This is a genomic window from Acinetobacter sp. WZC-1 (genome assembly GCF_052544965.1).
On record NZ_CP199370.1, the window covers coordinates 3061162 to 3073376 of the forward strand.

Annotated in this window: 15 protein-coding genes; 9 read left to right on the forward strand and 6 right to left on the reverse strand. The window is 47.9% G+C overall.

Annotated features, from left to right (window positions below; genetic code table 11):
* The first annotated feature begins 80 nt into the window (after positions 1 to 80).
* The 6 genes from ACT6PV_RS14225 to ACT6PV_RS14250 all read left to right on the forward strand — a co-directional run bounded on the left by ACT6PV_RS14225 (position 81) and on the right by ACT6PV_RS14250 (position 3778).
* Entirely contained in the window at positions 81 to 239 is a 159-nt protein-coding gene (locus ACT6PV_RS14225) for a DUF1328 domain-containing protein (RefSeq protein WP_445116920.1), read from the forward strand.
* A gap of 158 nt (positions 240 to 397) precedes the next feature.
* A complete protein-coding gene (locus ACT6PV_RS14230; RefSeq protein ID WP_445116921.1) occupies positions 398 to 1135 on the forward strand; it encodes a dienelactone hydrolase family protein in 738 nt (245 codons plus the stop codon).
* Positions 1136 to 1293: 158 nt separating this feature from the next.
* Positions 1294 to 2328, forward strand: coding sequence for an A/G-specific adenine glycosylase (gene mutY / locus ACT6PV_RS14235; protein WP_445116922.1), 1035 nt, complete (start codon positions 1294 to 1296; stop codon positions 2326 to 2328).
* 66 nt (positions 2329 to 2394) lie between these two features.
* Positions 2395 to 2925 carry a M23 family metallopeptidase gene (locus tag ACT6PV_RS14240; protein ID WP_445116923.1) on the forward strand — a complete coding sequence of 177 codons (531 nt, stop codon included), beginning with the start codon at positions 2395 to 2397 and terminating at the stop codon, positions 2923 to 2925.
* Positions 2926 to 2946: 21 nt separating this feature from the next.
* Positions 2947 to 3192 (forward strand): hypothetical protein, encoded by a 246-nt coding sequence (locus ACT6PV_RS14245; RefSeq protein WP_445116924.1) that lies wholly within the window; start codon positions 2947 to 2949, stop codon positions 3190 to 3192.
* 22 nt (positions 3193 to 3214) lie between these two features.
* Complete coding sequence (locus tag ACT6PV_RS14250; protein ID WP_445116925.1) at positions 3215 to 3778, forward strand: DNA-3-methyladenine glycosylase I; 564 nt, start codon at positions 3215 to 3217, stop codon at positions 3776 to 3778.
* 82 nt (positions 3779 to 3860) lie between these two features.
* Here ACT6PV_RS14250 and ACT6PV_RS14255 read toward each other — a convergent pair whose 3' ends face one another.
* On the reverse strand, positions 3861 to 5294 hold the full coding sequence (locus ACT6PV_RS14255; protein ID WP_445116926.1) for an aminotransferase-like domain-containing protein: 1434 nt from the start codon (positions 5292 to 5294) through the stop codon (positions 3861 to 3863).
* A gap of 97 nt (positions 5295 to 5391) precedes the next feature.
* Here ACT6PV_RS14255 and ACT6PV_RS14260 point away from each other — a divergent pair, with 97 nt between their 5' ends.
* A complete protein-coding gene (locus tag ACT6PV_RS14260) occupies positions 5392 to 5802 on the forward strand; it encodes a hypothetical protein (protein ID WP_445116927.1) in 411 nt (136 codons plus the stop codon).
* Here the strand turns inward: ACT6PV_RS14260 and ACT6PV_RS14265 are convergent.
* A complete protein-coding gene (locus tag ACT6PV_RS14265) occupies positions 5762 to 6652 on the reverse strand; it encodes a LysR family transcriptional regulator (RefSeq protein WP_445116928.1) in 891 nt (296 codons plus the stop codon). The genes ACT6PV_RS14260 and ACT6PV_RS14265 overlap by 41 nt on opposite strands.
* A gap of 125 nt (positions 6653 to 6777) precedes the next feature.
* Between ACT6PV_RS14265 and dkgB the strand changes: the two genes are divergently transcribed.
* Together dkgB and ACT6PV_RS14275 are read left to right on the forward strand one after the other, a co-directional pair.
* Positions 6778 to 7584 carry a 2,5-didehydrogluconate reductase DkgB gene (gene dkgB, locus ACT6PV_RS14270; protein ID WP_445116929.1) on the forward strand — a complete coding sequence of 269 codons (807 nt, stop codon included), beginning with the start codon at positions 6778 to 6780 and terminating at the stop codon, positions 7582 to 7584.
* A 3-nt stretch (positions 7585 to 7587) separates the two neighbouring features.
* On the forward strand, positions 7588 to 8760 hold the full coding sequence (locus tag ACT6PV_RS14275; protein WP_445116930.1) for an MFS transporter: 1173 nt from the start codon (positions 7588 to 7590) through the stop codon (positions 8758 to 8760).
* A 54-nt stretch (positions 8761 to 8814) separates the two neighbouring features.
* Here the strand turns inward: ACT6PV_RS14275 and ACT6PV_RS14280 are convergent, their stop codons facing one another.
* The 4 genes from ACT6PV_RS14280 to ACT6PV_RS14295 form a co-directional block, all read right to left on the reverse strand.
* The gene (locus ACT6PV_RS14280) at positions 8815 to 9465 is read right to left on the reverse strand and encodes an START domain-containing protein (protein WP_445116931.1); all 651 of its coding nucleotides are present in this window, start codon (positions 9463 to 9465) and stop codon (positions 8815 to 8817) included.
* Positions 9466 to 9515: 50 nt separating this feature from the next.
* Positions 9516 to 10337: a 4-hydroxy-tetrahydrodipicolinate reductase gene (gene dapB, locus ACT6PV_RS14285; protein WP_445116932.1), complete on the reverse strand. Its 822-nt coding sequence runs from the start codon at positions 10335 to 10337 to the stop codon at positions 9516 to 9518.
* A 228-nt stretch (positions 10338 to 10565) separates the two neighbouring features.
* Positions 10566 to 11672 (reverse strand): molecular chaperone DnaJ, encoded by a 1107-nt coding sequence (dnaJ, locus tag ACT6PV_RS14290; RefSeq protein WP_445116933.1) that lies wholly within the window; start codon positions 11670 to 11672, stop codon positions 10566 to 10568.
* Between the two features lie 93 nt (positions 11673 to 11765).
* The gene (locus ACT6PV_RS14295) at positions 11766 to 12143 is read right to left on the reverse strand and encodes a hypothetical protein (protein ID WP_445117132.1); all 378 of its coding nucleotides are present in this window, start codon (positions 12141 to 12143) and stop codon (positions 11766 to 11768) included.
* Positions 12144 to 12215: the final 72 nt, after the last annotated feature.

Genomic DNA, 12215 nt, shown 5'->3' on the forward strand with positions numbered 1-12215 from the left:
TGCAACAGAAACTGTATCGTCGTCAAATGTATGGCGTTCTATACTGAAACAACGATGATAACAACACAGGGAGAAAAACCATGTTCCGCTGGGCCATTATTTTCGCAATCATTGCATTAGTCGCAAGCCTGCTGGGTTTCGGTGGTGTTGCAGGAATGTCCAAAGACTTTGCGGTGATTCTGCTCGTCGTCGCTGTAATTTTAGCCATTATCGGATTTATTTCCCGTGGCCGGGTTTAAAATTCAGCCATCACTATAAAACCATAAAAAGAAGGATTCCATCCTTCTTTTTTAATTTCAGCATGGCACATCATTTTTCACATTTTCATGGTCATTTTTCAGTTAAACTTTTATGATTTAATCAAGCTATTCCCACTTATATTATAAGGATTTATCTCATGTCCACAGCAGTCATAACCCGTGAAATACAATATCAGGCAGAAGATGGTACGCATCTAATTGGATACTTTGCCGCGCCCGAATCGGCACAGGCCGTTGCAGGTATCATTGTTGCACCTGAATGGTGGGGACGCACTGAATATACCGTACAACGGGCCCGTGAACTGGCCGAACATGGCTATGCTGCGCTGGCTATTGATATGTATGGCGATAAAAAAGTCACTGAAGACTCTGCCCAGGCTTATGAATGGATGATGGCAACCTTTCAGCATCCGGACACCGTGGTCAGCCGTGCATCAGCAGGCCTGAATGCCCTGACAGCTCAGCCGGAGGTCAAAGCGGATAAGCTTGCTGCAATTGGTTTTTGTTATGGGGGTAAGGTTGTACTTGATTTAGCCCGTTCAGGCGCGCCCCTGAAAGCAGTTGCCAGTTTTCATGGCAACCTGACACCAAAGGCTCCTGCAGAACAGGGCAAAGTACAGGCAGAAATCCTGGTGCTGCATGGTGAACTGGACAGCATGGTAACGCTGGATGATGTCAGCAGCTTTGAACAGGAAATGGCCAATGCCGGGGTCAACAGTGAAGTGATTATTCTAAAAGATGCAAAACATGGTTTCAGTAATCCGCTGGCAGATCAGCGGGCTAAAGCCAATGGAATTGATCTTGGCTATAGTCCGACAGCAGAACAGCACGGACTGGAGGCCATGTATGTCTTACTGCAGCGTCAACTGGCATAATCTCTCACGCTATATACGCGAACATGGCCGGGAAAATGCCGTTGCCATATTTCCAGGACGCTTCGGCGTCTTTTTTTAAGTGTTTCGTTGCTTCAGTCAATGTTCCCGTACAGATTGCAGATTCGTTATACTAAGCCTCTTTTACCAGATCACCCGATATGCCGCAATTTTCATTTTCAGATGCCCTGCTCAGATGGTTCGATGAACATGGCCGGCATGATCTGCCCTGGCAGACTGCAGATGATCCCTATAAAGTCTGGGTCTCTGAAATCATGCTGCAACAGACCCAGGTCAAGACCGTCCTGCAATATTTTGACCGTTTTATTACCCGCTTTCCCACAGTACATGATCTGGGACAGGCCAGCTGGGATGATGTTGCGCCCTACTGGGCCGGACTCGGCTATTATGCCCGGGCCCGTAATCTGCACAAGGCTGCGGGCATAGTCAGCCAACAGGGACATTTTCCTGACAATGCTGATGCATGGATGGCACTGCCGGGAATCGGACGTTCAACCGCCGGCGCGCTGATGTCGCTTGGTCTGCGCCACTACGGCGTCATTATGGATGGTAATGTCAAGCGGGTACTGGCACGTTTTTTTGCCATTGATGAAGACCTGTCCAGACCGGCTGCTGACCGTGCCATGTGGCAACGTGCTGAACAACTCTGCCCGGTTGAACGTAACCATGATTACACCCAGGCCATCATGGACCTGGGGGCCACCATCTGCACCCCCAGAAAACCGCTGTGTCTGTATTGCCCGATGCAGATCGAATGCAAGGCACATCAACAGGGCCTGCAAACCGAACTGCCCTATAAAAAACCCAAAAAGGCTGTGCCGGTTAAAACTGCCACAGTGTTATTAATCCAGTCAGGAGATGAATGGCTGTGGCAACAACGTCCCGACAGTGGCTTATGGGGTGGCCTATGGAGCCTGCCCATTATTGAAGATGATACCGAATATGCCAACATCTGCCATAGCCTGAAACTGAGCTCAACTGTTCCTCCTGTACAGATCTCACACAGTTTTACTCATTTCACTTGGATACTTAGCGCACATATCTTTCAGGTTGATGCGGACCAGCAGGAATTCATCATGGCAGAACTGGGTGGCGAGTGGTTATCTGCACAAAAAGCTACACAAATGGGCATTCCCACTGCCATGAAAAAATTGATCTCCGCCGTACGGATATGACATAGTCAACTGCGGATAATCACTACTTTCATCTTCATGATTTAAATTTAAAAATAAGGATGTCCCGTGTCTGCTTTTATTCGCACCTGCCTGCTCAGTTTCTGTGTCATTTTTATTGCAGCCTGTAGTTCCACCCCCACAAAAGCACCAGTGCTCCCACAAAATCAGCTGGCCCGGCTCAAAGCCATGCCATTGCCTAAACGGCTTCCGATGCCTGTCAAAAACTATAGTCATTTTTCCGATACATGGGGTGAAGCACGCAGTCAGGGCCGGCGCCATGAAGGCGTGGATATTATGGCTCCACGTGGAACAAAAGTGTACAGTACCACTGACGGCGTGGTTGCCAGCCTGAAAGGCAACAACCTGGGAGGAACTGTAGTATGGATTGTCGGACCGGGCGGCGCCTGGCATTACTATGCCCATTTAAATGATCACAAACGTGGTTTAAAGGAAGGTGACTACGTCCGGCAGGGTGATTTAATCGGTTATATTGGCAATACCGGCAATGCACGTCATACTGCGCCACATCTGCATTATGGCCTTTATCTGAATGGTAAGGGACGTGGTGCCGTAAACCCTTATCCTTATTTACGTTAATTGACTGGTCAGGAAATTTTCATGTCAGAAGCTTTGATGAACCGCCTGGTTGCATTTGCAGAATCCGGTAACCAGCAGAAAATTGTGCTGAATGGGCAGATCCATCAGGGCTGGATTATGGAAATCAGTGAAGATGCATTGCTGATCAGTACCGGCTTTGCAGATAAAGCCGGCAAGGATGTGTGGATTACCCTGGCTGACCTGGTCCAGGCCCAGCTATTTTACTGGGACAATAAAAATGATCACTGGGCCGATTTTAAAATCTGACCCGTAATTCAGGGAGTATCGAATGACAACACAGCGCTGTAGCTGGTGTTCTGATGACCCGCTCTATATCGCCTACCATGATCATGAATGGGGAAAACCCAGCCATGATGAAGCACATTTATTTGAAATGCTCTGCCTGGAAGGTCAACAGGCCGGATTGTCCTGGATTACGGTATTAAAAAAACGTGAAAATTATCGCAGACATTTTTTTCAGCATTCCATTGCAGACATTGCACAGCTGAGCGATGCCGCCTTAACAGATAAACTACAGGACCGTGGCCTGATCCGGCATATCGGAAAACTAAAGGCGATACGGGACAATGCCATTGCCTGGCAGCAGATGAAGCATCAGGGTACCGACATGGTGCAGTGGCTATGGGATTTTACAGGCCAGCAGGTGCAGCTGAACGACGTGCCTGACTACAGACAGGCCCCTGCCCACACTGAAGTCAGTCTGAAACTGTCCAGGGCATTAAAGAAAAATGGGTTCAGATTTGTCGGACCGACTACGGTTTATGCCTTTATGCAGGCGGTCGGCATGGTCAATGATCATGAAAATCACTGTATATCACGTTCATTGCTGTAGAACAGCACATACGGACCCAGTCGACCGGCATCTGGCTGCAATTTCTCTCTTTGCTGTAACTGACTGTTTATTTATCCGTGCATCATGCCGCCACATGCAGCTGCCGGCGTGCCCAGTCCGCCAGTAACTCAATAGCCTGACGAATTTGCAGGGACAGTTCATGTCCGGCATTAAGACGAATACAGTTTTTATAGCGGGCATCCTCACCGAATACTTCACCCGGCACAATATTAATGCCGTGCTGCTGCGCATAAGTGTACATGCTTAAACCATCGATCTGTTCAGGTAACTGAATCCATAGTGCATATCCGCCCTGTGGCTGGTTCAGGCGGATTTGCATACCACTGAATGCCTGAATAATGAACTGTCGATACTGCTCCACCTGATCCATAATCACCGGTTTCAGACGGTTCAGATGCTCTCTGTAAGCCCGGCTGTAAATCAGATCTGCAAGCCCCAGCTGTAGCGGTGTGTTGACCGGCACATTCTGCGTGATCAGCTGTGGCCGTAAATGCTGCAGACGCGGGCTGATGCAGAACCAGCCGACCCGATACGCAGAAGATAATGACTTGGACACAGAACCACAGAAAATGACGTAACCCTGCTGATCCCAGTATTTAATCGGCAGGGGGCGTTGCAGGTGAAAACTGCATTCCGCATAAATATCATCTTCAATCACATAGCACTGATACTGCGCTGCCAGCTCAGCAATTTTCTGCTTATGTGCATTCGTCAGACAAAAACCAAGTGGATTCTGATAATTGGCCGTCAACAAACATACCCTGGCACCCGAATCACGCATGGCCGCTTCCAGCCGCTGCAAGTCAAAGCCCTCTGTGTCAGCCGGAATTTCCACAATTTTCCGCTTCAGCACAGCAAGCAGCTGTAACTGACCATTAAAATTCGGCGTTGGCACAATAATACTGTCACCCGGCTGCGTCAGACTCTGGATCATGACCGAAAGTGCCGGCATACAGCCATTGCTGATATAAATCTCATCCCGGGCAATATAAAAACCGTCTTCTGCCCAGTGCCCGGATAATGCTTCCCTCAACCGCAGATGTCCCTGTCTGTCGCTATACAGAAAATCTTCCGGTTTACTGTGCTTTAAGGCGCGCTGAATGGAGCGGCGTAATGCCTGCACCGGAACCAGCTGTGGAGACAGCTGAATGGAACCCAGGTGGATCAACTGACTGTTGATGGAAGCCTCCTGAATTTCTATCTGCAGCTCAAGATTTGAAACGTCACGTGGCCTGGATTGAAAATCAGGATGATCCGGCAGTAAACCATGCTCTGCATGCCGGTTACTGGTTCGGACAAAATAACCGGCTTTATTACGGACATAAATCAGTCCCTGAGCTTCCAGCAGTTCATAACAGTTTCTGGCAGTATTCAGACTGACCTTCTGCTGGACAGCAAATTGCCGCAGCGAACTCAGACGTTGCCCTGGCTGTAATTCACCACTATGAATTTTCTCTGCCAGCTGATGGGCCAACACCTGATATTGAAAGCTCATTCTGTACCCATTTTTTAATATTTCCTGTATCTGTACCTATAAAAATAACAGATTTATGCTGTTTTGACAGCCACCCACCCAGTTCAGGAGAAAAAATATGAGAAATATTATATGGGCTATATTGCTCACCGCATTGACAGCCTGTCAGCCTCATCAGCCGGAAAATAAAATGGCGCAGCAACAGCATTTCATCTGTAAGTCACTTATTGAAGGTTTCCTGAAAATGCAGCATCTGGGGCAATACACATTAAAGAATATTCAGCCCACCCTGCATGAAGCAACAACGCAGCGGCTGTATACCTTCCAGGTGTCCTCTGACATCAACATGCGGATCAATATGCCCCGGCAGCAGAACCTGCAGTTTCAGTGCCTGCAAAACCCGGAACAGCATTTTCAATTGACGTTAGTCGGGTACACTCCAGCCGATTCACAACCGCTGATGAGTCTTGAGCTGCCTCCCAGAAAAACTATCGATACTTTGACAACTTTTGTGCTAAAAACTCAATAAACAAACGGACCCGCTTCGGCAGGTGTTCCTGCTGATAATACACAGCATGGACGCTCTGGTAATACAGCTCAATCTGATCCTCAAACAAAGCAACCAACCTGTTCTGTTTCAAATCCTCACGCACCAGAAAGGCGGCCAGGCAGGTAACCCCCAGTCCCTGCAATGCCAAAAAACGTACAGTTTCCCCATTAGATGCCTTAATCCTGGGACGAACCGTCAGATATTCATTATCAACCCTGACTGGCCAGGTATTCAGATGCTGCAATTTACTAAAACCAATCTGCGCATGTTTTAAAATATCTGCCGGATACTCCGGTACACCATATTTTTCAAGATATTCCGGACTGGCAACAATATATAAGCGGCTTTTACATAACAGTCTTGCATGCAGACTGGAATCATTCAGCTGACCAAAACGAATCGCAACATCGGTTTTATGTTCAAGCAGATCAATGATCTGATCATTACTGTTCAGTTCAATTTCAATATTCGGATAAAGCCTGGTAAATTCCACCATCAAGGGAGCAATCACATGCAATACAAACGGCGTGGCAGAATCCACCCGAATGATGCCCGAAGTATCATTGTCTGACTTTAATAAGGCATCTTCTGCTTCATTTAGATCATTTAGAATCTTACGGGCTTTTCCCAGAAACAGTTGCCCTTCCTGAGTCAATTTAAGTTTACGGGTCGTTCTTTCAAGCAAGGTCACATTTAGTTTATTTTCCAGACGCTGCAATGCCCGGCTGACTCCCGATGTGGTTTGTGACAGATGTGCAGCTGCCGCAACAATCGAACCACTGTCGACAATACTGACAAAGGCTTGCAGCTCTTCAAATGTTGACTTCATGTATAGGATCAATCCGATTTATTGATTTTCAGTCAATAATATATTGCAGATAGCTGTATTTTTCTGCAAGCCTGAAATCATCAGAATAGCGCCAATTCCAAAACATTTTACAAATTGAGAGTGTCATGATGATTGTTCCCAAATTTGGTGTAGGTACATTCCGTCTGTCTGGTCAGACTGTCATTGATTCTATTAAAACAGCACTGAACGTAGGTTACCGTGCTGTAGACACCGCACAGATTTATGGCAATGAAGCAGAAGTTGGACAGGCCATTTCTGAAAGTGGTGTGAACCGTAATGAACTGTTTGTTACCACAAAAATCTGGACAGATCATTACCGGCACGCGCAGTTGATTCCAGGCTTAAAAGAAAGCCTGAGAAAGCTACGGACTGATGCCGTGGACCTCACCCTGATTCATTGGCCTGCACCACAGCTGGGTATTTCTGTTGAGGAAATGATGCAAAATCTGCTGGAAGCAAAACAGCAGGGTCTAACGCAACATATTGGTGTCTCCAACTTTAATATTGCACTGACACAACAAGCAATTGATGCAGTCGGTAAACAACATATCGCCACCAATCAAATTGAGCTCAGCCCATATTTACAGAACTTAAAACTGGCCGACTTTCTTCAGACACAGCAGATTGATGTCACCTCCTATATGACTCTGGCATATGGTAAGGTTCTGAATGATCCAGTGCTGACAGAAATTGCAGAAAACCATCAGGCTTCAGTTGCACAAATTGCGCTGGCATGGGCTTTACAGAAAGGTTTTTCGGTCATTCCATCTTCAACCAGGCGTGAACATTTGATCGCCAACCTGAAAGCACAGGATATTCAGTTGAATGAAGCGGAAATGGAAATGATCAAAGCTCTGGAACGCAATGGCCGTGAAGTGGATCCAGAGAACCTGGCGCCGGAATGGGACTAAAACATGAAAATTAATTTCCCCTTACTGGCACTTGCTATCGGCGCATTTGCCATTGGAACAACTGAATTTTCTCCCATGGGTTTCCTGCCTCAAATGGCAGAAAGCCTGCAAATCAGCATTCCAACTGCCGGAATGCTCATTACAGCCTATGCTTTGGGCGTCATGATCGGTGCACCCATTATGACTTTATGGTTTGGACATTTTCCTCGCCGTAAAGCATTGATTGTACTGATGGGTATTTTTACCGTAGGTAATCTACTCGCAGCCATTGCGCCCAATTACTGGGGCCTGATGGGAGCACGCATCATTACCAGTCTCAACCATGGTGCATTTTTCGGTATCGGTTCAATTGTTGCGACCAGCGTGGTACCACGGAATAAACAGGCCAGCGCGGTTGCCATGATGTTTATGGGATTGACCATTGCCAATATCGGAGGCGTTCCGCTGGCCACCTGGGTCGGTCAGAATATTGGCTGGCGGATGTCATTTGCCGCAATTGCCGGACTGGGTATCATCACCATGCTGTCCCTGTGGAAAGCCCTGCCCGAAGGATCAGCCGGATCAAAACCCAATGTGGCGCAGGAAATAAAAGTGCTGACCCGTCTGCCGGTCATCCTTGCCTTGCTGACCACGGTCATGAGCGCTGGCGCAATGTTCACATTGTATACCTACATTGCCCCCAGCCTGCAAAACATCAGTCATGCAACTCCGACACTCATTACCCTGATGCTGGTACTGATTGGTGTAGGTTTCTCCATTGGCAACCATCTGGGCGGTAAGTTTGCAGACCGATCGCTGAATAAAACCCTGATTGGATTCCTGGCGCTACTGATGCTCATGATGCTGCTGTTCCCTCTGCTGGCAAAAACCACGCTCGGTGCGGCAATTGCATTGGTGGTGTGGGGTGCGACCGCCTTTGCCGTTGTCCCGCCATTGCAGATGCGGGTCATGTCTGTGGCACATGAAGCCGCCGGACTGGCTTCTTCAATCAATATCGGTGCCTTTAACCTGGGCAATGCCCTGGGGGCTGCAGCAGGGGGGGCGGTACTCAGCCTGGGTATGAGCTATGCCGCGGTTTCTGTAACCGGTGCGATACTGACGGGACTGGGGCTACTGCTGGTATTTATTCAGATGAAACTCTCCCCGAATACCACATCTTCAGCAGTAGTCGGATAAACAAATCAAGCATAAAAAAAAGCCTGAAAAATCAGGCTTTTTATGTCTTTCAGATTATTTCAAAATATCTGGCAATGGCGGTAACGGGCGTTTTTTAGCCAGTTCCTGTTTCATTTTCTGCAGTATCTGATACGGCTGCTGCTGCACCAGCAGATTGGTCACGCTTTGTGGAATCGCGCCTTCCGGGTCAGCATAACCCGTGGTGGAAACCCGGGTGCTGGTGGCAGACAGTTTCTGGAAAGTCCAGTCCCCTTCATAATTTTTCAGGCGGATATAATGCGGATTCACCGCTTTACCCTGGACAATGGCTTTGTTCTTAATACTGATAATCCCATTGGCATCCTTACTCATTTTTCCTTTTACCACCACGTCGCGGTCCTTGAGCGGAAAAGGAAAATCCAGCACCATATACAGGGTAAATTCACCCTTTTTGTCATCCCGTGACAGAATCTCAGCCTGTGCCACATTCGGCGCCCATTTCGGTGTATTACCCACGTCCAGAATCAACGCAACAGCCCGTTCAATCGGCACATCATAAGTGGTTTCTGCCCGATAGGATAAAACCGGTGTATTTTCTGCCCGGTAGGTCCATACCTTAATATTATTTTTATTCAGGCTCAGCCTGGCATTCTCCGGCAGAGCCGCCTGCAGCTGCAGGCTCAGGGCACTGAACGTACAGGCAATCAACATCACTGTCTTTTTCATTTGATGATTCAGTTCATTTGAGTCATGTTTAAATTAAAGCTGCATCTGCTTCAGGCCTGAATGTCATTCAGACCGAGCACATCCTTCATGTCATATTTTCTGGCGTCCTGACCCACCACCCATGCCGCAGCACGGACAGCGCCTGCCGCAAAGTTCATGCGATTGGTTGCCTTATGGGTGACTTCAACACGCTCACCTTCGCCAATAAACATCACGGTATGCTCACCGACAATGTCCCCGCCACGAATGGTTTCAAAACCGATGGTCTGACGGTCACGCGGACCGGTATGTCCTTCACGGCCATAAACTGCAACCTGCTTCAGATCCCGGTTCAGGGTATCGGCAATCGCCTCACCCATCATCAGTGCTGTACCGGACGGCGCATCCACTTTATGACGATGATGCGCCTCAATAATTTCAATATCCACACTATCCCCAAATACTTTTGCAGCAAGCTCCAGCAGTTTGATGGATACATTCACTCCAACGGAATAATTGGCCGCATACACCACGGGTGTCTGTGTGGCACTTTCCTCCAGCAGGGCTTTTTGTTGATCCGACATGCCGGTGGTACCAATCACCATGGCAACACCGGCTTCCCGGCACAGTTTCAGGTGTTGTTCAGTTGCTGTCGGAGCCGTGAAGTCAATCACCACATCACAGTCCTGAAGCACCTGCTGCAAATCGCCACTGACCCGGACACCCACGGCACCAATGCCGGCCAGCTCACCGGCATCTGAACCAATCAGTGAACTTTCCGGACGCTCTACAGCGGCCGCCAGCTGATAGCCTGCCTCTTGCACGGCCTGGATCAGAATCCGTCCCATTCGACCACCTGCGCCCAATACACCAATGCGTGGAGTGACTGACATAACTTCTTCCTGAATCTGAATTTTAAAATTGATGTTACTATAACAAAACTCAGTGACCAGACTAAGTCACCAGCCTCAGTTCCCATTAAAAAAGTTCAATAAAAGCCGGTCCCCTGCTATCGGTAATGTCTTCACGGCTTCAGTCAGCACACAATCGGGCATATACATACAAAAAAATGGGATATTGTCATATCCCATTGTTTCATTTACTACTGTGCTGAATTCTGCTTAATCAAATAAGCGGTCAAAGAAAGATTTCTTTTTCGGCGATGATTTATTGTCATCACCGTCCATGGTTTCCTGTAATTCCTTTAACAGTTCACGCTGACGTGCGGTTAAATGCACCGGTGTTTCCACCACAATACGGCACAGTAAATCGCCCTGCATGCTGGTCCGTACCGGTTTTACCCCTTTGCCCCGCAGGCGGAACATTTTACCGGTCTGCGTCCCTTCTGGAATTTTCAGGCTGACCCGCCCTTCCAGGGTCGGAATTTCAATTTCCTTGCCTAAAGCTGCATCGGCAATACTGACCGGTACATCCATATATAAATCGGCACCATCACGCTGGAACACATCATGTTCACGCACCACCACTTCAACATACAGATCACCGGACTGACCATCACGGATGGCTTCGCCCTTTCCGGTCAGACGGACACGGTCACCATTATCCACACCGGCAGGAATGGTGACTTCCAGGGTCTGCTGGCGGTCTATCACACCGGAACCATGACATTTGGTACATGGGTTTTTAATGATTTTTCCCTGGCCCCGACAGGTGCCACAGGTCTGCTGTACCGAAAAGAAGCCCTGCTGCATACGAACCTGTCCGGTACCATGACAGGTTTTACAGGTTTCTACATCATTCGGGTTTTTGGCCCCCTTACCATCACAGACATCACAGGAGGCCGGCGCAGTAAACGTAATGGTTTTCTTCACGCCGCGCACGGCTTCTTCGAGGGTCAGTTCCATGACATAGCGTAAATCTGAACCACGGCGCTGACGCTGCTGACCACGACCGCCACCACCAAACGCACCGCCGAAAATATCACCAAACTGACTGAAAATATCCTCTGCACTGAAGCCACCACCAAAACCGGCTCCGCCACCTTCAAACGCATTATGGCCCATACGATCGTACATGCTGCGCTTTTCATCGTCCGCAAGCACTTCGTAAGCTTCTGTGGCTTCCTTGAATTTTTCTTCAGCTTCAGGGTTGTCTGGATTACGATCCGGATGATATTTCATGGCCAATTTACGGTAGGCTTTTTTAATTTCATCATCACCAGCGGCTTTAGATACCCCTAAAACCTCATAATAATCACGTTTAGCCATGTCTGGCGGTGCTCCATGGAAATTTGATAAAACTTTACTGCCAACTAAGGTGGGGACCGCTGGCCAGTTTTACAAGAGAAATCTGTGTTTTTTTTAAAATACGGCTTTCTTTTTAATATATTTGCTGAAACCCTGCAGCCATGCATTCAATAAATACAGCCATGCAACCGCACTGAAAATAACCCCCATGACCGTACAAGCCTTGACCCACAAAATACTGTCCCAGTAAAAAAAGAACAGCGGAATAAACCATAATGCGGCAAAAACAGCCAATAGCATAAACATGACCACGCTGCGTACAATCCATAATGCCTGGGCATGAATCCATACTTCTGCATTGTCAACATGTACCACTTTCCGGGCCAGCCAATAGGAAACAACCGCGCTGATGATGGTAAACAATGCAAAAAACATGAAAATATATGAGACGGTCACATAACGGCGATGTTGCTCTAAATTATCTTGCCCCATGGGTGTTTTTCGACCTCGCTTCATTGCACATCCATTTGTTTTTATGCAATGAAATTGCTGTATTTATTTTCT